Source organism: Mesorhizobium sp. M3A.F.Ca.ET.175.01.1.1, from assembly GCF_004791945.1.
GTDB lineage: Bacteria > Pseudomonadota > Alphaproteobacteria > Rhizobiales > Rhizobiaceae > Mesorhizobium.
In genome coordinates this window covers 128,132-147,406 of the sequence record NZ_SRTP01000001.1, presented here as the reverse complement: position 1 = coordinate 147,406, position 19,275 = coordinate 128,132, and the positions used below count along the sequence as shown (strand labels likewise).

Here is a 19,275-nt window from a genome sequence, read left to right as displayed (position 1 = left end):
CGAGATCATGAGCGTCCAGACCACCGATTACACCGTCTCCGACATCCGCTCGCCGGCCGCCTTCATCACCAGCCGCATCTTCATTTACGGAGCGCTGGTGTTCTGGGCCTTCATCTGCCTGTTCCCGATCTATTGGACGATATCGACGTCTTTCAAATCGGCGGTCGACGTCACGCAAGGCCATCTCATCCCCTTCGTGGATTACCAGCCCGACTGGAAAGGCTGGCGCTCGCTCGGGCTGTCGCCGGACTCGATCTTCCAGACCTCCACCGTGCGTGACGAGTTCCTCAAGCGTTTCATGAATTCGGTCATCACCTCGGTCGGCGCTTCGAGCCTTGCCATCGTCATCGGCAGCCTCGCCGCTTACGGTCTCACCCGCTATCGCTATCACTTCGCCTGGTTCAAGAACGAGGATATCTCCTTCTTCTTCCTGTCGCAGTTGATCCTGCCCCCAGTGGTTCTGGCGCTCCCGTTCCTGGTCCTCTACCGGGAGGTCGGGCTGCTCGACACACGCATCGGGCTGGTCCTGCTCTACACGCTGATGGTGCTGCCGATCGTCATCTGGATCATGCGCGACCAATTCAATTCGATCCCGGTCGAGCTCGAGGAAGCCGCCCTCGTTGATGGGCTCACGATCTGGGGTGCCTTCTTCCGCATCGTCATGCCGATCGCCTTGCCCGGCATGGTCGCCGCCTTCATCCTGGCGATGGTGCTGTGCTGGAATGAATACTTCTTTGCCGCGCTGCTGACATCCACCGACGCCAAGACCATCCCCGTCATGGTCGCGAGCCAGACCGGATCGCAAGGCATCAACTGGTGGTCGATGGCGGCCCTTGCCACCGCCGCCATCACCCCGCTGGCGGTCATCGGCATCCTGCTCGAACGCTACCTGATCATGGGCATGACCGCCGGTGCGGTGAAGTAGCAGTCCGTGCGGATCAATTGGCGGGCGAACCCGGACGACAGACCTACATCGCCTCAGCCGGCGCAAAGAAGCAGTTCTCATGCTCTTCGGTCGGATGCAGGCAGATGTGAAATCTCTCGTCCCCTGATGGAATGACGCTGTCATAGGGGACGAAATAACGATTCTGGTGGGTAACCTTGCGATGATCGCCCGGTCGAAGGATGATCACATAGCCACCAGCTTCAGGCGTGACCGTCATGCTGGGAATGCTGCCGCAGTCGCCTGTAGTCCTATCACCCCGACAGCAGGCTGGCGGATATGTCCAGCCGCCGTCAGCTTTGTGCGCAGATGCAGACACAGGCTCAAGGATCGCAGTCATGACAATCATGCCTGCAATGCACGCCATTCGTCGGCCTACGACCCCGCGCACCGGATGGCTCCATATGCCCTCGGCGTTGGTCGCATAGTATAATATTATGAGTATCTAATATATAGGGAGCCTTGCCACGCCTGAGAAGCGACCATCAGCGCGCCGTGAGCGCCGTCCGCAAATGCTCGAGGATCATGGCGACGCCCGTCTGGCCCAGCTCGGCCGACGCGTCCGATGCGCCTTTCGTGTACCAGCTTGTATTGTCGGCGAAGCGGCCCGCATCGACCGCCTCGGGACAGAGTGCGAGCATCAGCGAGGTCTCGCCGATGCCGGCATGGTCGAACGGATACTTGCCGATCACCGCGGCCGGCATCAGCGGGTGCACCTGGACCCAGTTGAAGACGTTCTCGCCCTGGGCGTGGCCGGCATAGTAGTCGGCCATCTTGTCGGAGCCCCACCACCCCTCGCCGCGCTCCTTCTCCAGAAAGCGAAAGATCGCTTGCCGGCCGGCGGTCTTGAAGGCGAGATCGGTCGGCATGCCGGCGACGAAGTTCTCGGTCTGGTGGTGGACAATGGCGTGGATGTTGCGAAAGCCGACGCGCAGCAGGCTGAAGAACAGCTCCTCCGCGAATGGCGCCAACTGTCCGCCGCCGACCTGGATCGATCCGCTGCCTTCCGGGGCCGCCACCGCATAGCTCGCCGCGCCATAGTAGAAGGGCGGCAGGATGACGATGTCGGCCTCCTTCTCGAACAGCTCCAGCATCTTGACGACCGCCAGCGTGTCCATGCCGACCGCCATGTGCTCGCCGTGGTATTCGAGCACGCCAAGCGGCAGCACGACCGGCCAGTTCTCGTCGATCGCCGTGCGGATCTGGTGCGGCAGCATCAATTCGTAGCGCATCGCCCTACTCCATGTTCGTATGGCGGGCGCGCATTGTTTCCGGCGTCGCGCCGGTGAGCGCCTTGAGTTTCAACACCATGATCTCGAACAGCAGGAACAGCGCGCCTTCGAACAGCGAGCCCATCGGCAGCACCGAGGTTCTGGCGGCCCCCTGATCGCTGGCCATGGTCTGCGCCGGAATGAGCAGCGCAAATTCGGCGAGCTTCGTTGCGCTGCCAGCGGCCTCCGCCGTGACCAGCAGCCGCTTGGCGCCCGCCTCGCGCGCCACCCGCATCAAGGTCAGCACCGTTGTTGTCTCGCCTGGTCCGGAACTTGCCAGGAAGACATCGCCCGGCCCCAGCGGCGGCGTGGTCATGTCGCCGACGACCGAGACCGGGAGACCGAGATGGAACAGCCGCATGGCGAAGCCTTTGAGTTGCAGTGCTTCGCGGCCACAGCCATAGACGACAATCTTGCCGGCGCCGGCCAGCATTTCGCAGGCGGCATCGACCCGGGTGTCGTCGATGCGCCGCACGACGGCGGCAAGCTCGTCCAGCGCGGTATCGAACATCTGCGTCATGACGGTTTCATCCTATCGACACTGGAAAGGCGGAACGACCGCGACAGCATTTCCAGCGAAAGGCTTGTTTTTGTTCATGCTATCACCGCGAAAATTCGTCGCCAACGAGCCGCGGCGCTTTTGCTGAGCCGCCAGCGTGATAGTGTCATGTCTGACAAATCAATCCAGGATATCGCAGCAGATGAAGACACGGCATTTCGAACGTATCGGCAATGGCGGCATCACCTTCACCGAACTCGGCTTCGGCACCGCTCCGCTCGGCAATCTCTACCGCGCCATCTCCGACGAGGACGCCAACGCCGCACTTGAGGCGGCATGGCAGACCGGCTGTCGTTACTTCGACACCGCGCCGCTCTACGGGCTCGGCTTGTCGGAGACCCGACTGAACCCGTTCCTGCGATCGAAGAAGCGCGACGACTACGTGCTCTCCACGAAGGTCGGGCGCCTGATGCGCGCCTGCCCGCCGGGCGAACGCACCGGCATCGGCAAGTTCTTCGACACGCCCTCGCGCAAGGAGGTCTACGACTACAGCTATGACGGCGTCATGCGCTCCTTCGAGGCCTCGCTGGAGCGGCTGGGCGTCGACCGCATCGACATCCTTTTCGTGCACGATGTCGACATCTTCACGCATGGCAGCAAGGAGACGTCGGACCGGCGCATCGAGGAATTCATGTCGTCCGGCTATTACGGCCTGCTGGCGCTGCGCGACCAGGGCGTGATCAAGGCGTTCGGCGGCGGCATCAACGAATGGCAGGTCTGCCAGACTTTGGCCGAGCGCGGGGATTTCGACCTCTTCCTGCTTGCCGGCCGCTATACGCTGCTCGAGCAGGAGGCGCTGGCTACCTTTCTGCCGCTCTGCGAAAAGCGCGGCATCGGCATCGTTCTCGGCGGCCCCTACAACTCCGGCATCCTGGCCACAGGTCCGAAGCCCGGCGCCTTCTACAATTATAGCGAGGCGCCAAAGGATGTGCTTGACCGCGTGGCGCGCATCGAGGCGGTCTGCAAGCGCCACGGCGTGCGGCTGATCGAGGCGGCGTTGCAGTTCCCGCTTCGGCACCCTTCAGTCGTGTCGGTGATCCCCGGCGGCCAGCGTCCGGCCGAGGTTCAAGGCAACCGCGCGCTGCTCGACACCAAGATACCGGCTGGCCTGTGGGCGGATCTCAAGCAGGACGGGCTGATGCGCGCCGATGCGCCGACGGCCTAGTCTAGTTCGAAGCTTTGGCTTTCCGAGGCGGGGGCAAAAAGAAAAGCCGGGCACGCCCGGCTTTTCTGGACTTAAAGAAAAAAGGTCTTAGTTGACCGCGTCCTTGAGGCCCTTGCCGGCCGAGAACTTCGGCACCGTGCGGGCCGGAATCTTCACTTCGGCGCCGGTCTGCGGGTTGCGGCCGGTCGAAGCAGCGCGTTTTGACACGGTGAAATTTCCGAAGCCGACAAGCCGGACATCGCCGCCCTTCTTCAATTCGCCAGTGATCACGGAGAACACCGCATCGACGGCCGACTGCGCGTCAGCCTTCGAAATGCTTGCGGAGTCGGCGACAGCGGACACCAGTTCGTTCTTGTTCATCAAAATTCCCTTCCATGAGAAAACCGGGACTTACGACTCGTCCCGGCAGGAAACGGACTTTAGAAAGAAGCGTCTCGGAACCCAAGTCGAAAAGCGACCGGGAATGCGAAAAAAGCCCGGAATTCTGCGGTTTTTAACATGAAAAAGCCGGGCGCGAAGCCCGGCTCTCTCTTTGTGCAATGCAACCTTAGCAAGATCTAATGCGCGAGCGACTTGCCAGCGTCGTCCCCGGCCTCGACATCGGCCGGAGGATTGACAGGCTCGACCCACTCGATCGGCTCCGGCATGCGGACCAGCGCATGACGCAGGACCTCGCCGACCCGTGAGACCGGGACGATCTCCATGCCGTTCTTCACATTGTCCGGAATCTCCGCCAGATCCTTGGCGTTATCTTCCGGGATCAGCACCTTCTTGATGCCGCCGCGAAGCGCTGCAAGCAGCTTCTCCTTCAGGCCGCCGATCGGCAGCACCCTGCCGCGCAGCGTGATCTCGCCGGTCATCGCTACATCGGCCCTGATCGGAATGCCCGTCAGGACGGAGATGATCGCGGTGGCCATCGCCACGCCGGCCGACGGGCCGTCCTTGGGCGTGGCACCCTCCGGCACGTGGACGTGGATGTCACGCTTGTCGAACAGCGGCGGCTCGACGCCGAAATCGAGCGCTCTGCTGCGGACATACGAAGCCGCCGCGGAGATCGATTCCTTCATCACGTCGCGCAGATTGCCGGTCACCGTCATGCGGCCCTTGCCGGGCATCATAACGCCTTCGACAGTCAGCAGTTCGCCGCCGACTTCCGTCCAGGCAAGCCCGGTGACCACGCCGACCTGATCGTCGGCCTCGACCTGGCCGAAGCGGAAGCGCGGCACACCGAGATAGTCGGCCAGATTGGCCGGCGTGATGTTGACCGTCTTCTTCTTCGTCCTCAGGATCTCGGTCACAGCCTTGCGTCCGAGCTTCATCAGCTCGCGCTCCAGGCTGCGCACCCCGGCTTCCCTTGTGTAGGTCTGAATGATGCCGCGGATCGCGTCGTCGGAGACGGAGAACTCCTTCGCCTGCAATGCATGATCGCGCACCACCTTGGGCATCAGGTGCCGCTTGGCGATCTCGATCTTTTCATCCTCTGTATAGCCGGCGATGCGGATGATCTCCATGCGATCCATCAGCGGCGCGGGGATGTTCAACGTGTTCGCCGTCGTCACGAACATCACGCTCGACAGGTCGTATTCGACCTCGAGGTAATGGTCCATGAACGTCGAGTTCTGCTCGGGATCGAGCACCTCGAGCAGGGCCGAGGACGGATCGCCGCGGAAGTCCTGGCCCATCTTGTCGATCTCGTCGAGCAGGAAGAGCGGGTTGGACTTCTTGGCCTTCTTCATCGACTGGATGACCTTGCCGGGCATCGAGCCGATATAGGTGCGCCTGTGGCCACGGATCTCGGCCTCGTCACGCACTCCGCCGAGCGCCATGCGGATGAACTCGCGGCCGGTCGCCTTGGCGATCGACTTGCCGAGCGAGGTCTTGCCGACGCCGGGAGGACCGACGAGGCACAGGATCGGCCCCTTCAGCTTCTTCTGGCGGCTCTGCACGGCAAGGTACTCGACAATGCGCTCCTTGACCTTGTCGAGGCCGAAATGGTCGGCGTCGAGCACGTTCTGCGCGAAGGCGAGATCATGCTTGACCTTGGAGTTCTTGCCCCACGGGATCGACAGCAGCCAGTCGAGATAGTTGCGCACGACGGTCGATTCAGCCGACATCGGCGACATCGACCTGAGCTTCTTCAACTCGGCCTCCGCCTTCTCGCGGGCCTCCTTGGAGAGCTTGGTCTTCTTGATGCGCGCCTCGATCTCGGCGGCCTCGTCGCGGCCGTCCTCGCCCTCGCCGAGTTCCTTCTGGATCGCCTTCATCTGCTCGTTGAGGTAGTATTCGCGCTGGGTCTTCTCCATCTGGCGCTTGACCCTGCTGCGGATGCGCTTCTCCACCTGGAGCACCGAAATCTCGGCTTCCATGAAGCCCATCGCCTTCTCGAGACGCTCCTTGACGGACAGCGTAGCTAGCATCTCCTGCTTCTCGGGGATCTTGATGGCGAGGTGCGAGGCAACCGTGTCGGCGAGCTTGGAATAATCGTCGATCTGGCTAGCGGCGCCAACCACTTCGGGCGAGATCTTCTTGTTCAACTTCACGTAGTTCTCGAAGTCGGTGACGACCGAGCGGGCCAGTGCCTCGATCTCGACCTCTTCCTCCTCCGGCTCGACCAGCGCGGTGGCGCAGGCCTCGTGGAAGTCGGGACGGTCGGTGAACGAGACGATCTTGGCGCGCGAGGCGCCCTCGACCAGCACCTTCACGGTGCCGTCGGGAAGTTTCAGCAGCTGCAGCACGTTGGCGAGCGTGCCGATGTCGAAGATGGCATCCGGCTCGGGATCGTCGTCAGCCGCGTTCATCTGGGTGGCAAGCAGGATCTGCTTTTCCTGACCCATCACTTCTTCCAGCGCCTTGATCGACTTTTCGCGCCCGACGAAGAGCGGGACGATCATGTGCGGAAACACAACGATGTCGCGCAGCGGGAGGACCGCGAAAACGCCGTCGCCGGAAGCCCTGGATGTTTTGGCCATTGTCCAACCTTTCATGTCGCGGCCGCTAATCAAGCCAGCCGCGAATCTTATATTAACGACCGAGCGTCGTTCCGCCTACCACCCTTTGTGACGGGAGTTTTACAGCACAGAATTCGGCACCTCGGCCTTCCGCTGTTAGGTGGATGCTTGCGCGGCAAAGATCAAGGGTCAACATGTCCGCTGATCCATTCCGTGAACTGGCGAGCCCCCCATTGAAGGCCCTTCACAGCAAAACGGCGCCGCACCGGCGCCGTTCCACGAAAATTGCGGCTTCAGGTCCATTTCAGGCGCTGACGTTGCCCTTCTTTTCCTTCTGCTCGGAATAGATGTAGAGCGGCCTGGCGTTGCCGGAAACGACCTCCTCCGAGATCACCACTTCGCGCACGCCTTCCAGCGCGGGAAGCTCGAACATGGTGTCGAGCAGGATCGCTTCCATGATGGAGCGCAGCCCGCGCGCACCGGTCTTGCGCTCGATGGCGCGCTTGGCGATGGCCGACAGCGCGTTCTCGTGGAATGTCAGGTCGACATTTTCCATCTCGAACAGCCGCTGATACTGCTTGACCAGCGCGTTCTTCGGCTCGGTCAGGATCTGGATCAGCGCCGGTTCGTCGAGATCTTCCAGCGTTGCCAGAACAGGCAGACGGCCGACGAACTCAGGGATCAGGCCGAACTTCAGCAGATCCTCCGGCTCGACCTGGCGGAACAGGTCGCCGGTGCGGCGATCCTCGGGCGAGGCGACGGTGGCGCCGAAACCGATCGAGGTCTTGCGGCCGCGATCCGAGATGATCTTGTCCAGCCCGGCGAAGGCGCCGCCGCAGATGAACAGGATGTTGGCGGTGTCGACCTGCAGGAACTCCTGCTGCGGATGCTTGCGGCCGCCCTGCGGCGGCACCGAGGCGACGGTGCCTTCCATGATTTTTAGCAGCGCCTGCTGCACGCCCTCGCCCGACACGTCGCGGGTGATCGAGGGGTTGTCCGACTTGCGCGAGATCTTGTCGATCTCGTCGATGTAGACGATGCCGCGCTGCGCCCGCTCGACATTGTAATCGGCCGACTGCAGGAGCTTCAGGATGATGTTCTCGACGTCCTCGCCGACGTAACCCGCTTCTGTCAGCGTCGTGGCGTCGGCCATGGTGAAGGGCACGTCGATGATGCGGGCGAGCGTCTGCGCCAGCAGCGTCTTGCCGCAGCCGGTCGGCCCGATCAGCAGGATGTTGGACTTCGCCAGCTCGACGTCGTTGTTCTTGCCGGCATGCGCAAGGCGCTTGTAGTGGTTGTGGACGGCCACCGACAGCACGCGCTTGGCGTAGGGTTGGCCGATGACGTAGTCGTCGAGGACCTTGAGGATCTCCTGCGGGGTCGGCACACCCTCGCGCGACTTCACCATCGAGGTCTTGTTCTCCTCGCGGATGATGTCCATGCAGAGCTCGACGCATTCGTCGCAGATGAAGACCGTCGGACCGGCAATCAGCTTGCGCACTTCGTGCTGGCTTTTGCCGCAAAACGAGCAATAAAGCGTGTTCTTTGAATCACCGCCGTTGTTGCCTACCTTGCTCATTTTCCTGTCCTTTCATGGACGCCCGCCGATGGTCTGACTGCTGGGCGTCTACCCCAATCTATCGCGGGAACCCGCCGGCGCCAGTGTCCCGGCTCACACAGCGAATTCCGTACGAAACACAAATCAGAAAACGCGGCAATGATTCGCAGCACCCCCACGCAAAGCTAAGCCGTCGAAAATCAACATAGCCTTAACGTAGGCAATCCCATCCGTCGAGGGAACAGGCAATTGTGGCCGAAATGCCGCAAGCCGCGCCAAAAGCACGTTTTCCCGCTATTCAGCTGACAATCAGGGCCTATGCGAGGACGCCCTCGACCGGCTCTCGCGTGGTGATGACCTTGTCGATAAGGCCGAACTCCCTGGCCTCGTCGGCGGTCATGAAGTGATCGCGGTCGAGCGTCCGCTCGATCTCGTCATAGCTCTTGCCGGTGTGCTTGACATAGACCTCGTTGAGCCGGCGCTTCAGTTTGATGATGTCCTGCGCATGACGTTCGATGTCTGATGCCTGACCCTGGAAACCGCCGGACGGCTGATGGACCATGATGCGGGCGTTCGGCGTCGCGAAGCGCATGTCCTTGTGGCCGGCGCAAAGCAGCAGCGAGCCCATCGAGGCCGCCTGGCCGATGCAGAGCGTCGACACTGCCGGCTTGATGAACTGCATTGTGTCGTAGATCGCCATGCCCGAGGTGACCACGCCGCCCGGCGAATTGATGTAGAGGTTGATTTCCTTCTTGGGGTTCTCCGCCTCGAGGAACAAAAGCTGTGCACAAACCAGCGTCGCCATGCCGTCTTCGACCGGGCCGGTGATGAAGATGATGCGCTCTTTCAGCAGGCGCGAGAAGATGTCGTAGGCGCGCTCGCCGCGATTGGTCTGTTCGACCACCATCGGAACGAGGTTCATGTAGGTTTCGACGGGGTTCTTCATGGATTACCCTTGTTGGATAAGATTCCGGCGCCGGGAACGATGAGCATTCGGGCAGAATCGGTTCTGGATCGTTAGGACCTAAATAGGATGCCGGCTCACCCTAGCGCAAGGCCGCCACTCCTAGCCACCTGGTTAAGTCGAATCAAGCGTCCGGACCGTTGAACACCTTGATCGCGCCCTGGGAAAACGGCTCTGCCGACCCGCCCCGAACGCCGCCGTCCGACACGATAGCAATTTCTTAACCGCACCGCTTAACGAAAAGCTTTGAAAGCCCTGTGCGGCAACGGAGCTTTGGCTACAGTCCTGCGTTGAACCGGCGTCCTTTTTTCAACGGGGGAATGTCATGATCCGCAACAGCTCCGTCTCCCTGGCCGCGGCCAGCCTCGCCATGCTTGCCACCATCCCGCAAACCGCAGCCGGCGGCCGGGTGCTCGAATGCTACGAAGCGCGGCACCGGCCGGCCCTCTATGACACTGTCTATGAGGATGTGATGGTCAGCCCCGGCGGGCAGTTTGTACACTATGACGCGCCCATCTACGGCACGCGCGAGAGCGTAGAGCCGATCGGTCCGGCTCGCGTCACTTATGAAGCGGTGCCGGCGGTCACGCGCACAGTCTACCGCACGGTCAAGGTCGACAATGGCGGCTACGGCTGGGAATGGCGCGTCATCCATGGCCGCAAGGTGCTGTGCAAAGTGTGGCGCAAGGCACGCTATGCGCGCATCGCCGAGACTGTGGTCGTCGAGCCTGAGCGCGTCCGGCGCGTCGTTCTGCCGGCGGAGTATGAAAGTGTCGCGCGAGAAGTGCTGGTGCGGCCCGGGCAGCGCCGCATCACAGAAATCCCGCCTTCATACCGGACCGTGGCGCGTCGGGTGGTGCTGCGGGACGGCTCGACCAGTTGGCGCCGGGTGCATATCCGGCAGCACTGTCCGGGTTAGCCGGTGGTCCGTCTGAGCTTGGTTCCGACCGGGCAGTCGCGCGCCCGGCCGGCGATGGCTTGGTTTAGCCGAGATCGATATCGAGGATCGCCATCGAGAAATTGTAGTCGCCGTCGTCCTCGTCCTTGAAGACGATGCCGAGGAACTCGTCGCCGACATAGACCTCGGCCGAGTCTTCCTTGCGCGGCCGCGCCTTCACCTGCAGCTTGGGGTTCTGGAAGACGCGCTTGAAATAGGCGTCCAGCTTTCTGATCTCGTCAGGCTTCAAAAGTCTTCTCCGAAATGTCGGGCTTGCTCGTTGGAGCGCGCTTCTGACACGCCGACAATGGCGATGTAAAGGCAAGCTGGCAGATAACCCGGGACAACAACCCGGAAACGGCGGCCGCAGCCCGGCCGCCGTCGTCGGCCGCCCAATGCACGCCGGCCGGAACACGACATCAAATCAAAAACATAAAGCGCGTCGCCTGAATCCGTTCGCCACGACGTGCTTTAAAAAGTCAGATGTCGAAGCTGACGACGTGATCCATCGTCTGCGACGGCAGAAGCTGGTCCATCTGCCGCGAAGGCTGGTCGCAACCGGTCTCGCCGACGACGCGTGCCGGCACGCCCGCGACCGTCTTGTTGTGCGGCACGGGCGACAACACCACCGAACCGGCCGCGATCTTCGAGCAGTGGCCGATTTCGATGTTGCCGAGGATCTTGGCGCCGGCGCCGATCAGCACGCCACGGCGGATCTTAGGATGGCGATCGCCGCAAGCCTTGCCGGTGCCGCCGAGGGTGACGCCATGCAGGATGGAAACGTCGTCCTCGATGACGGCCGTCTGGCCGACCACCAGGCCGGTGGCATGGTCGAGGAAGATGCCCTTGCCGATGCGGGCGGCTGGATTGATGTCGGTCTGGAACACCGAGGACGAGCGGCTCTGCAGATAGAGCGCGAAGTCCCTGCGGCCCTGGTTCCACAGCCAATGCGCCAGCCGATGCGTCTGGATGGCATGGAAGCCCTTGAAATAGAGCACCGGCATGATGAAGCGGTCGCAGGCCGGATCGCGGTCGTAATAAGCCTGGATGTCGACACGAACCGTCGTGCTCCACTCTGGATCGTCGGTGAGCATCGCCTTGAACGTCTGCCGGATGAGATCGGAACCGATATCCTGATGCGCCAGACGTTCGGCCAGCCGGTGAATGACCGCTTCCTCGAGGCTCTCCTGGTTGAGGATGGTGGAATAGAGGAAGGCCGCGAGCAACGGATCGCGATCGACTGCTTCCATCGCCTCGTCGCGGATCGAGCGCCAGATCGGATCGACCGGCTGCACCATGCTGGGGCGGGCAATCGTAATGCTGTTCATCGGCGTCTCCGGCTTGCCGGCTCTTTTTTCCGGCCGCACATATAGGCCAGATCATAGCACGGGTGAACTCAATTTTCCTTAGTGCTTTGTCAAATGGTTTTGGTTCACGCAGATTCAAGCGGCCATGGAAAACGAACCCTTGATCGACGAAGCCCTGAAAAGCGAGCTTTCGGCCCTCTATCAAGCCGAGGATCGGCACTACCACAGCCTGGCTCATATCGAGGCCATGCTGGCCCTGGCCGCGGACTGCAGGCACCTGCTCCATGACCCGGATGCCGTTGCCGCTGCGATCTGGTTCCACGACGCGGTCTACGACAGCCGGGCCAAGGACAACGAACCAAAAAGCGCGGGATTGGCGGAGCAGAGATTGTCCGGCCGCGCCGACGCGCAGCGCCTCGCCCGCATCGCAGCAATGATCAATGCCACCGCCACGCACCAGCTGCCGTCGTTCGCCGATACGAAGGCGGCACATGACGCGGCGCTGTTCCTCGACATGGACCTCGCTGTCCTCGGCGCCGAGCCGGACGCGTTCGAGGCTTATGAGACGGCAGTCCGGCGCGAGTACGATTGGGTCGAAGAGCCGATGTGGCGCGCCGGCCGCGCGGCGGTCTTGAAGAATTTTCTAGCTCGCCCGCACATCTATCACACCGACGAATTTCGGCAGCGTTTCGAACCCCAAGCCAGGCGGAACCTGGAACGCTCGCTCGCCGCGCTCCAAGCCGGGTAGCCTCGTTCAGAGCGGGTTTTCGGCATAGAACTCCAGCACGCGTTGCTTGAAGCTCTTGTCGCCGACCGCAAGCATGTGATCGCGGCCCTCGATGTGAAAGGCCGTTGCATTGGGCATCAAGGCGGCGAGTTCGTCGGGCGAGCCGCCGATGTCGTCCTTCGTTCCGACGGCGACCAGCGTCGGCGGGGCTATGCGCGCCAGGTCGTGCTCGGTCAGCAATGCGCGCGAGGTGGAAATGCAGGCGGCGAGCGCATGGCGGTCGCTGCGCGTCTGGTCGGCGAAGGCGCGAAACGAGCGGCCGCGCGGATCCGTGATGGTCGCCGGATCCTGCGCCAGCAGCGCTGCCGCGATCGGGTCCCAGTCGCCGACGCCGTCGACCATGCCGATGCCGAGGCCGCCGAACACCAGCGTCGCCACCTTGTCGGGGTCGGAGAGGGCCAGGAAGGCGGAGATGCGCGCGCCCATGGAATAACCCATCACGTGCGCGCGGCCGATGCCGAGATGCTCGAGCAGCGCGGCCGCGTCCGAAGCCATCTTCGGCGGCGTGTAGTCGGCCTCGTCATAGCTCTTGGACGACGAGCCATGGCCGCGGTTGTCAAAGGCGATCGCCCGGTAGCCCGCGTCGTTCAGCGTCTTGAACCAGCCGGGTGCCACCCAGTTGACATAGTGGCTCGACGCAAAGCCGTGGATCATCAGGACCGGATCACCCTGACCCGATGCAGGCTGGCGATCGAGGTAGGCAAGCTCGAAACCATCGTGGGAAAAGACTTGCATCGGTGCCGCCGCGATCAGTCGGAGCCGGCGTGGGACGCCTTGGCGATCACCGGATGTCGCAGAAGATCGCCGTCCTTGAGGCCTTCCTTTGCGGCCGTTCCCGCCTTCAGCTCGAGCACGAAGCGAACCGGTTGCCCCGGCGAGATGATCGCCTCCGATTCCGGTTCGCCGCGCTTGATCGCCTTGATCCTTCCGTCCTGGCCGACAAAGACCAGGTCGAGCGCCATCGGCGTGTTCTTCATCCAGAAATTCACCTCGCCCGCCTTCTCGAACACGAACAACATGCCGTGATCGTTGGCCATGGTCTGGCGGAACATCAGACCGGCCTCGCGCTCGGCCGAGCTGTCGGCGATTTCGATGGAGAAGGAATGCTTGCCGGAACCGGTTACCGCGACCAGCGGCGCGGGATCCACCGGCAGCACCATTGCCTGGCCGTCCGCCGAACTCGGCTGCAGCGAATAGACATGGACAAGGACGACGATCGCAGCGCTGACAACGCCAGCAGTCAGCCAGTTCCGACGAGCCATTCGATATCCTCTGCCGGTCTCGGCCCTAGTGCGAGACCGGCAAGGTGCCCATATCGGGATGAATTTCGGCAGCCATAAGGCCTTTGTCGCCGCGCCCGAAGCGAACCAGCACGACCTGGCCGGGCCGCAGCTCGGTAATGCCGTACCGGCGCAGAGTCTCCATATGGATGAAAATATCCTCGGTGCCCTCGCCCCGGGTCAGGAAGCCGAAGCCCTTGGTGCGGTTGAACCACTTGACCAGCGCCCGCTCGAGGCCGCTCTCAGGCGTCACCGTGACATGCGTGCGCTGTTCCTGCTGCTCGGCCGGATGGATCGCGGTCGAAGCGTCCATCGACAACACACGGAAGGCCTGCAAGCCACGTTCGCCCTGCCTGACGAGGCAGACGACGCGCGCGCCCTCCAGCGCGGTCTGGAAGCCGTCTCTTCGAAGGCAGGTCACATGGAGGAGGACATCGCCCGAAACGCCATCGTCCGGGAGAATGAAACCGTAGCCCTTGGCCACGTCGAACCATTTGATTGCGCCGGCGATTTCGACAAACTCGGCGGCATCGCCGCCGCTGTCGCGTCTCAAGGCGTCCTCAAGGCTTCCGTCTCGCCTCGTGAAAGAGGCTTTTTCCCCCATAAGAATGCCCCCTTTTTTCAACTGCAACCGGTGCTGATTCTTGACATGAGATTAACACTGCCGCTTCCGGGGTGTGCAAGACCTGACGTGCCTTTTTTCACCGTTGAGCACCGGAAAGCCTTAATAGTTGTTTGCCGGAGCTGCCGGACGCCTGTCTGCACGAGCTGAAATCGACCGCACCACCCGCTTTTTGTCGGACGATTGCCCTTTGGCCGGGCGACTTCTATGGTGCACTGCAACGCAACTCGCGAGGACTCCCCATGCGCTACCTCCACACAATGGTCCGCATCACCGACATCGATCAGTCGCTCGACTTCTACTGCAAGAAGCTCGGCATGAAGGAAGTGCGCCGCTACGAAAACGAGCAGGGACGCTACACGCTGATCTTCCTTGCTGCCCCGCAAGACGAGCAAAGCGGCATCGCCGACAAGGCGCCACTGGTCGAGTTGACCTACAACTGGGATCCGGAAGACTACAAGGGCGGCCGCAATTTCGGCCATCTCGCCTATGAGGTCGACGACATCTACGCCACCTGCCAGAAGCTGATGGACAATGGCGTGACCATCAATCGGCCGCCGCGCGACGGCAACATGGCCTTCATCCGCTCGCCCGACGGCATTTCGATCGAGTTGCTGCAGAAAGGTCCGGCAAAACCCAAGGCCGAGCCCTGGCTCTCGATGCCGAACACGGGGAGCTGGTAGCCGTCAGTCCAGCGCAACGCGCTTCTTATCGTAAGTGGCTTGAACAGCTCGATTTACCTGCTCGTCGATCGCGACATCAGCCTCGATGAATAGAACTTGGTGGCCCTCGTGGCGCAGCCTGGTCTCCAAGGCACGTCCGGCGTTGCCATTGCGGTCGACAAACGCCACTTTCGCGCCCTCCTCAAGGAAAGCAACCACTGATGCTGCACCTGCGCCGTTGGCGCCTCCGGTTATTAGAGCGGTCTGCCCTTCCAATCGATTGCGCTTACCCATACGTCTCCTCAGTCGACCTTTCTATCTGATCCAAGGCCCCATCCCGGCCTGTTGGCGCATTGTCGGTCCGTTTGATGGCCTGCGCCAGCATAAGGACTTGGCTTTATCCTGAACACCATTTTTGCATAGCGACCGAGGCCGGTTTCGAAGCTGCGCCGGGAACTCTGGCTCGCGCAAATTTGAAGCCGTTCCGGTCCAGGCGAACGAGAGCGCCCAATGGGGGCAGCGGGTCGCCCTCGCGTTTCGCAACAGGGTGCCTATCTATGCAGCTGACGGCAGCCGGCCAGGCTGACGCTTTTTCTGATCCGCGAGGAGAATTTTATGCTGACCAGCCGCGCCGACGTCGCCACCGAACATGCCAGTCGCTATCTGCAGCAGCTCTGCAAGCATTGGGCGCACAAGTTTCCGGTCGAATTCGACCCGCATCACGGCGCCATTCAGCTGTCGCTCGGCCGCACCGTCATGGATGCTGATGCCGCCGCGCTCCACATTGCTGTCGCCGCCGATGATGCGGCCACGCTGGAACGGTTGGAAACCGTCGTCGCCGACCATATCAAGCGCTTCGCCTTCCGCGAGGAACTGACCTTCGATTGGAAGCAGGCTCCAAGCGAGGCTGCATAAAACGGCTATGCGTGACCGGCCTTGCCCGCCATCTCGAGCAGGGCAAGGACGCTGCGCCAGTTCCGCGCCGTGACCGGCACCTTGAGCGTTCGCCCGATGAGATTGGCAAACACCGATTTGCCGAGCCCGTCCGGCGCATGCAGATAGAGCACGTCACCCTTGATCTCGAACCGCTCCGGCCCGGTGCATTTTTCCGCGAGCCGCTTTGTCTCCTCCGCGGTTGGCTCGCGCTCAAGCACACAGGCGTGCAGCTTGGTCGGCTCGCCGGCAACCTCCGGATAGGGGTTGTCCTTCACCATCTGCTCGAACCAGGCACAATCGCGCACCATGATGCGCGAATGGAATCCCCATTTCTTCTCGAAGGCCGCTTCGAGTTGCTTCCTCAGCGCCGCGGCATCCCCATTCGCGCAGAACACCGCGTTGCCGCTCTGCACATAGGTCGCGACGCCGCGAAAGCCGAGTTCCTCGAAGAATGTCCGAAGCTCCGCCATCTTGACGATGCGGTTGCCCCCGACATTGATGCCGGAGAAGAGCGCCACGAAGGTCTTTGCCTCGGGCCCGCTCATATGATGAACCCGGCCAGCGTCTCGTTGTCGGTGATGTCCTGATATTGCACGCCCTCGGCGTCGAAATTGGCTTTCAGCAGGTCGAAATTGCGTCGGTCCTTGGTCTCGATGCCGATCAGCACCGAGCCGAAATTGCGCGCCGACTTCTTGAGATACTCGAAGCGAGCGATGTCGTCGTCCGGACCGAGCATCTCGAGGAAATCGCGCAGTGCGCCCGGCCGCTGCGGGAAACGGATGATGAAATACTTCTTCAGGCCCTCGAAGCGTAGCGCCCTCTCCTTCACGTCCGGCAACCGTTCGAAGTCGAAATTGCCGCCCGAAACCACCGCGACGATCGTCTTGCCCCTGATCTCCTTGCGCGAAAAATCCTTGAGCGCATCGATTGCCAATGCGCCGGCGGGCTCGAGCACCACGCCTTCGACATTGAGCATTTCGATCATCGTCGCGCAGAGCCGGTTCTCCGGAATGAGCCGCATGGCGTCGGCCGTGAATTCCTTCAGGTAGCGCAACGGCTCGCGACCGATTTCCGCCACCGCCGCGCCATCGACGAAATTGTCGACCTTGGCAAGCCTTACCCGCTTGCCGCTGGCGAGACTCTCCTTGAGGCTTGGCGCTCCCGCCGGCTCGCAGAAGACGAAGCGCGTGTCGCGGTGCAGGTCGGCGAAGTAGTGCGTTACTCCGGCGGCGAGCCCTCCGCCTCCGACCGGAAGCATGATGAAGTCGGGCATGCGCCCGCCGGGCATCTGAGCGGCGATCTCGCAGGCGACCGTCGCCTGGCCCTCGATGATGTCTTTGTGATCGAAGGGCGGCACCATATGCGCGCCGGCGCTCTCGGTGAATTCGAAGGCGGCGCGGTAGCAATCGTCGAAGAAATCGCCGATCAGCCTGATCTCGACGAAATCGCCGCCGAACAGCCGCGTCTTGTCGATTTTCTGCTGCGGCGTCGTCACCGGCATGAAGACGACGCCCTTCTTGCCGAAATGGCGGCAGACGAAGGCGAAGCCCTGCGCGTGGTTGCCGGCCGAGGCGCACACGAACAGTTCCGCGTTGTTGCCGGCGGCGAGCGCCTTGCGGAAGAAGTTGAAGGCCCCCCTGATCTTGTAGGAGCGGACTGGCGTCAGGTCCTCGCGCTTGAGAAGAATGCGTGCGCCGGTCTTCTTCGACAGATAGTCGTTCTCCTGCAGCGGCGTTTCCGGAAAGATCCCGCGGATCGCCTCGGCCGCAGCGGCGACACGAGAAGGAAAACTATTCATCAGGCTACCGGCTCCGGGATCACATGGTTTGCTGCAAGCCTATTGCATAGTTTGCCTTTTGCGGCCACCGATGCAGGGTGGCCTCGCCGGGGCCGCCCCCACGATAGTCCCCGCGGAGCCCTAACCATGCCCGTTTCGGCCGTTGCCCTGAAGACCGTGTCACTCCCAGAATTCGGCGAGCCGACGGTGATGCCGCGGCTCCCGCGCTCCGCTTACCTGGCACGTATCGAAATGCTGCTGGAGCGCGCCGGCAAGGCCGGCTTCGACGCCGTGGCCGTATATGGCGACCGCGAGCATGCGGCCAACATCGCATATCTTTCAGGTTATGACCCGCGCTTCGAAGAGGCGTTGCTCGTCGTCGCTCCCGGCAGGGAACCGAGTCTGCTGGTCGGAAATGAGGGCTGGGGCTACGCCGAGCTTTGCGACGGGCCCTATCGGCGCATCCTCTACCAGACCTTTTCGCTTCCGGCGCAGCCGCGCGACCGCTCCAAGGCCTTGCCCGACATACTGGCCGATTGCGGTTTGAAAGCCGGTCAGCGCATCGGAGCCATCGGTTGGAAGCCATTCGGCGCCGACGATGCCGGCTTTGGCCAAGCGACGCTCGATCTGCCCTCCTTCATCGCCGACAGCTTGCGCGGACTTGCCGGCGAGCGCGGCTTGGTTCTGAACGCGGCGGACCTCCTGATGAACCCGGCGGATGGCCTGCGCGCCATCAACGAGGCCGACCAGCTTGCCAGCTTCGAATTCGCCGCCACCTATACCTCGCAAGGGCTGCGCAACGTCCTGCAAGGCATCGAGCCCGGCATGACCGAATTGCAGGCCGCCAGGCTGATGGGCATCAACGGCCTGCCCCAGTGCTGCCATCCGATGCTCTCGGCCGGCCGGCGTGCTGCTTACGGCCTGCCCAGCCCCAGCCTGGACTTAATCAAGCGCGGCGATCCGATCACCATGGCCTACGGTATCCGGGGCTCGCTCAATGCCCGCGCCGGCTTCCTGGCCGAAAGCGCCGCCGAACTGCCGAAGGCGATCGGCGACTACGTCGAAAAGCTGGTATCGCCCTATTTCGCCGCGGTCGTCGACTGGTACGAGACGATCGGCATCGGCGTTCGCGGTGGCGACCTGTGGAAGGCAATCCATGACCGGATCGGCGACCCGTTCTTTGGCGTGTCGCTCAATCCCGGTCACCTCATCCACATCGACGAATGGATGCACTCTCCAGTGTTCCCCGGCTCGACGATCGAGCTCAAATCCGGCATGGCGCTGCAGGTCGACGTCATCCCGGCGACCGGCACAGACTACTTCACCACCAATATCGAGGACGGCATCGCTCTCGCCGACCAGGCGCTGCGCGAGGAAATCGCGGCGCGATACCCGCAGGCCTGGGCCCGCATCGAGGCGCGCCGAGCCTTCATGGCCGAGGCGCTGGGCATCCGGCTGAAGCCGGAGGTGCTGCCCTTCTCCAACATTCCGGCCTTCCTGCCGCCCTTTTGGCTTTCGCGCAACAGTGCCATGGCCGTCACCCGGCGCTGACGAAATTT

22 protein-coding genes are annotated in these 19,275 nt (G+C 62.4%); 7 read left to right on the top strand and 15 right to left on the bottom strand.

Annotated elements, in window-relative coordinates; all coding sequences use genetic code 11:
• Positions 1–7: 7 nt before the first annotated feature.
• Positions 8–925 (top strand): carbohydrate ABC transporter permease, encoded by a 918-nt coding sequence (locus tag EN818_RS00725; protein ID WP_095806064.1) that lies wholly within the window; start codon positions 8–10, stop codon positions 923–925.
• A gap of 43 nt (positions 926–968) precedes the next feature.
• Here the strand turns inward: EN818_RS00725 and EN818_RS33465 are convergent, their stop codons facing one another.
• From EN818_RS33465 to EN818_RS00710, 3 genes are all read right to left on the bottom strand, one after another.
• Positions 969–1,163: a hypothetical protein gene (locus EN818_RS33465; RefSeq protein WP_245420342.1), complete on the bottom strand. Its 195-nt coding sequence runs from the start codon at positions 1,161–1,163 to the stop codon at positions 969–971.
• A 265-nt stretch (positions 1,164–1,428) separates the two neighbouring features.
• A complete protein-coding gene (locus tag EN818_RS00715) occupies positions 1,429–2,175 on the bottom strand; it encodes a creatininase family protein (RefSeq protein ID WP_095806066.1) in 747 nt (248 codons plus the stop codon).
• Positions 2,176–2,179: 4 nt separating this feature from the next.
• Positions 2,180–2,734 carry an SIS domain-containing protein gene (locus EN818_RS00710; RefSeq protein WP_135903900.1) on the bottom strand — a complete coding sequence of 185 codons (555 nt, stop codon included), beginning with the start codon at positions 2,732–2,734 and terminating at the stop codon, positions 2,180–2,182.
• A gap of 181 nt (positions 2,735–2,915) precedes the next feature.
• On the opposite strand from EN818_RS00710, the gene EN818_RS00705 reads away from it, so the two are divergent.
• On the top strand, positions 2,916–3,938 hold the full coding sequence (locus EN818_RS00705; RefSeq protein WP_095806068.1) for an aldo/keto reductase: 1,023 nt from the start codon (positions 2,916–2,918) through the stop codon (positions 3,936–3,938).
• Positions 3,939–4,025: 87 nt separating this feature from the next.
• Here EN818_RS00705 and hupB read toward each other — a convergent pair whose 3' ends face one another.
• The 4 genes from hupB to clpP all read right to left on the bottom strand — a co-directional run bounded on the left by hupB (position 4,026) and on the right by clpP (position 9,390).
• The gene (gene hupB, locus EN818_RS00700; RefSeq protein WP_027166452.1) at positions 4,026–4,298 is read right to left on the bottom strand and encodes a DNA-binding protein HupB; all 273 of its coding nucleotides are present in this window, start codon (positions 4,296–4,298) and stop codon (positions 4,026–4,028) included.
• A 197-nt stretch (positions 4,299–4,495) separates the two neighbouring features.
• A complete protein-coding gene (gene lon, locus EN818_RS00695) occupies positions 4,496–6,907 on the bottom strand; it encodes an endopeptidase La (protein WP_095806069.1) in 2,412 nt (803 codons plus the stop codon).
• Positions 6,908–7,190: 283 nt separating this feature from the next.
• Positions 7,191–8,465: an ATP-dependent Clp protease ATP-binding subunit ClpX gene (gene clpX / locus EN818_RS00690; RefSeq protein WP_040969491.1), complete on the bottom strand. Its 1,275-nt coding sequence runs from the start codon at positions 8,463–8,465 to the stop codon at positions 7,191–7,193.
• Between the two features lie 295 nt (positions 8,466–8,760).
• Positions 8,761–9,390: an ATP-dependent Clp endopeptidase proteolytic subunit ClpP gene (gene clpP / locus EN818_RS00685; RefSeq protein ID WP_095806070.1), complete on the bottom strand. Its 630-nt coding sequence runs from the start codon at positions 9,388–9,390 to the stop codon at positions 8,761–8,763.
• Positions 9,391–9,733: 343 nt separating this feature from the next.
• Between clpP and EN818_RS00680 the strand changes: the two genes are divergently transcribed.
• Positions 9,734–10,327, top strand: a complete 594-nt coding sequence (locus tag EN818_RS00680; protein WP_095806071.1) for a hypothetical protein — start codon at positions 9,734–9,736, stop codon at positions 10,325–10,327.
• 64 nt (positions 10,328–10,391) lie between these two features.
• On the opposite strand, the gene EN818_RS00675 is transcribed toward EN818_RS00680, so the two are convergent.
• Both EN818_RS00675 and cysE read right to left on the bottom strand, forming a co-directional pair.
• On the bottom strand, positions 10,392–10,595 hold the full coding sequence (locus EN818_RS00675) for a DUF3126 family protein (RefSeq protein WP_042644432.1): 204 nt from the start codon (positions 10,593–10,595) through the stop codon (positions 10,392–10,394).
• Between the two features lie 229 nt (positions 10,596–10,824).
• Positions 10,825–11,673: a serine O-acetyltransferase gene (gene cysE / locus EN818_RS00670; RefSeq protein ID WP_095806170.1), complete on the bottom strand. Its 849-nt coding sequence runs from the start codon at positions 11,671–11,673 to the stop codon at positions 10,825–10,827.
• A 124-nt stretch (positions 11,674–11,797) separates the two neighbouring features.
• On the opposite strand from cysE, the gene EN818_RS00665 reads away from it, so the two are divergent.
• Positions 11,798–12,400, top strand: a complete 603-nt coding sequence (locus EN818_RS00665) for a hypothetical protein (RefSeq protein ID WP_095806072.1) — start codon at positions 11,798–11,800, stop codon at positions 12,398–12,400.
• Positions 12,401–12,406: 6 nt separating this feature from the next.
• On the opposite strand, the gene EN818_RS00660 is transcribed toward EN818_RS00665, so the two are convergent.
• The 3 genes from EN818_RS00660 to EN818_RS00650 are packed head-to-tail and all read right to left on the bottom strand — an operon-like array spanning position 12,407 to position 14,323.
• The gene (locus EN818_RS00660) at positions 12,407–13,174 is read right to left on the bottom strand and encodes an alpha/beta hydrolase (RefSeq protein WP_095806073.1); all 768 of its coding nucleotides are present in this window, start codon (positions 13,172–13,174) and stop codon (positions 12,407–12,409) included.
• A gap of 14 nt (positions 13,175–13,188) precedes the next feature.
• Entirely contained in the window at positions 13,189–13,701 is a 513-nt protein-coding gene (locus tag EN818_RS00655) for a DUF192 domain-containing protein (protein ID WP_095806074.1), read from the bottom strand.
• 25 nt (positions 13,702–13,726) lie between these two features.
• On the bottom strand, positions 13,727–14,323 hold the full coding sequence (locus EN818_RS00650) for a cold-shock protein (protein WP_095806075.1): 597 nt from the start codon (positions 14,321–14,323) through the stop codon (positions 13,727–13,729).
• 260 nt (positions 14,324–14,583) lie between these two features.
• Between EN818_RS00650 and gloA the strand changes: the two genes are divergently transcribed.
• On the top strand, positions 14,584–15,024 hold the full coding sequence (gene gloA, locus EN818_RS00645; RefSeq protein WP_095806076.1) for a lactoylglutathione lyase: 441 nt from the start codon (positions 14,584–14,586) through the stop codon (positions 15,022–15,024).
• 3 nt (positions 15,025–15,027) lie between these two features.
• On the opposite strand, the gene EN818_RS00640 is transcribed toward gloA, so the two are convergent.
• Positions 15,028–15,297 (bottom strand): SDR family NAD(P)-dependent oxidoreductase, encoded by a 270-nt coding sequence (locus tag EN818_RS00640; protein ID WP_135903898.1) that lies wholly within the window; start codon positions 15,295–15,297, stop codon positions 15,028–15,030.
• A 321-nt stretch (positions 15,298–15,618) separates the two neighbouring features.
• Here EN818_RS00640 and EN818_RS00635 point away from each other — a divergent pair, with 321 nt between their 5' ends.
• The gene (locus tag EN818_RS00635) at positions 15,619–15,918 is read left to right on the top strand and encodes a DUF2218 domain-containing protein (RefSeq protein WP_095806078.1); all 300 of its coding nucleotides are present in this window, start codon (positions 15,619–15,621) and stop codon (positions 15,916–15,918) included.
• 5 nt (positions 15,919–15,923) lie between these two features.
• On the opposite strand, the gene EN818_RS00630 is transcribed toward EN818_RS00635, so the two are convergent.
• Positions 15,924–16,484 carry a DUF1697 domain-containing protein gene (locus EN818_RS00630; RefSeq protein WP_095806079.1) on the bottom strand — a complete coding sequence of 187 codons (561 nt, stop codon included), beginning with the start codon at positions 16,482–16,484 and terminating at the stop codon, positions 15,924–15,926.
• Positions 16,481–17,737, bottom strand: a complete 1,257-nt coding sequence (ilvA, locus tag EN818_RS00625) for a threonine ammonia-lyase IlvA (protein ID WP_095806080.1) — start codon at positions 17,735–17,737, stop codon at positions 16,481–16,483. The genes EN818_RS00630 and ilvA overlap by 4 nt, the downstream gene beginning before the upstream one ends.
• Positions 17,738–17,863: 126 nt before the next feature.
• On the opposite strand from ilvA, the gene EN818_RS00620 reads away from it, so the two are divergent.
• A complete protein-coding gene (locus tag EN818_RS00620; RefSeq protein WP_129553931.1) occupies positions 17,864–19,267 on the top strand; it encodes a M24 family metallopeptidase in 1,404 nt (467 codons plus the stop codon).
• Positions 19,268–19,275 lie beyond the last annotated feature (8 nt).

What these genes read in the sequence shown, in the direction of transcription:
- EN818_RS00725 (WP_095806064.1), top strand. Translation starts at nt 8, where the DNA reads ATGAGCGTCCAGACCACCGATTACACCGTCTCCGACATCCGCTCGCCG.
- EN818_RS33465 (WP_245420342.1), bottom strand. Translation starts at nt 1,163, where the DNA reads ATGACGGTCACGCCTGAAGCTGGTGGCTATGTGATCATCCTTCGACCG.
- EN818_RS00715 (WP_095806066.1), bottom strand. Translation starts at nt 2,175, where the DNA reads ATGCGCTACGAATTGATGCTGCCGCACCAGATCCGCACGGCGATCGAC.
- EN818_RS00710 (WP_135903900.1), bottom strand. Translation starts at nt 2,734, where the DNA reads ATGACGCAGATGTTCGATACCGCGCTGGACGAGCTTGCCGCCGTCGTG.
- EN818_RS00705 (WP_095806068.1), top strand. Translation starts at nt 2,916, where the DNA reads ATGAAGACACGGCATTTCGAACGTATCGGCAATGGCGGCATCACCTTC.
- hupB (WP_027166452.1), bottom strand. Translation starts at nt 4,298, where the DNA reads ATGAACAAGAACGAACTGGTGTCCGCTGTCGCCGACTCCGCAAGCATT.
- lon (WP_095806069.1), bottom strand. Translation starts at nt 6,907, where the DNA reads ATGGCCAAAACATCCAGGGCTTCCGGCGACGGCGTTTTCGCGGTCCTC.
- clpX (WP_040969491.1), bottom strand. Translation starts at nt 8,465, where the DNA reads ATGAGCAAGGTAGGCAACAACGGCGGTGATTCAAAGAACACGCTTTAT.
- clpP (WP_095806070.1), bottom strand. Translation starts at nt 9,390, where the DNA reads ATGAAGAACCCCGTCGAAACCTACATGAACCTCGTTCCGATGGTGGTC.
- EN818_RS00680 (WP_095806071.1), top strand. Translation starts at nt 9,734, where the DNA reads ATGATCCGCAACAGCTCCGTCTCCCTGGCCGCGGCCAGCCTCGCCATG.
- cysE (WP_095806170.1), bottom strand. Translation starts at nt 11,673, where the DNA reads ATGAACAGCATTACGATTGCCCGCCCCAGCATGGTGCAGCCGGTCGAT.
- EN818_RS00665 (WP_095806072.1), top strand. Translation starts at nt 11,798, where the DNA reads ATGGAAAACGAACCCTTGATCGACGAAGCCCTGAAAAGCGAGCTTTCG.
- EN818_RS00660 (WP_095806073.1), bottom strand. Translation starts at nt 13,174, where the DNA reads ATGCAAGTCTTTTCCCACGATGGTTTCGAGCTTGCCTACCTCGATCGC.
- EN818_RS00655 (WP_095806074.1), bottom strand. Translation starts at nt 13,701, where the DNA reads ATGGCTCGTCGGAACTGGCTGACTGCTGGCGTTGTCAGCGCTGCGATC.
- EN818_RS00650 (WP_095806075.1), bottom strand. Translation starts at nt 14,323, where the DNA reads ATGGGGGAAAAAGCCTCTTTCACGAGGCGAGACGGAAGCCTTGAGGAC.
- gloA (WP_095806076.1), top strand. Translation starts at nt 14,584, where the DNA reads ATGCGCTACCTCCACACAATGGTCCGCATCACCGACATCGATCAGTCG.
- EN818_RS00640 (WP_135903898.1), bottom strand. Translation starts at nt 15,297, where the DNA reads ATGGGTAAGCGCAATCGATTGGAAGGGCAGACCGCTCTAATAACCGGA.
- EN818_RS00635 (WP_095806078.1), top strand. Translation starts at nt 15,619, where the DNA reads ATGCTGACCAGCCGCGCCGACGTCGCCACCGAACATGCCAGTCGCTAT.
- EN818_RS00630 (WP_095806079.1), bottom strand. Translation starts at nt 16,484, where the DNA reads ATGAGCGGGCCCGAGGCAAAGACCTTCGTGGCGCTCTTCTCCGGCATC.
- ilvA (WP_095806080.1), bottom strand. Translation starts at nt 17,737, where the DNA reads ATGAATAGTTTTCCTTCTCGTGTCGCCGCTGCGGCCGAGGCGATCCGC.
- EN818_RS00620 (WP_129553931.1), top strand. Translation starts at nt 17,864, where the DNA reads ATGCCCGTTTCGGCCGTTGCCCTGAAGACCGTGTCACTCCCAGAATTC.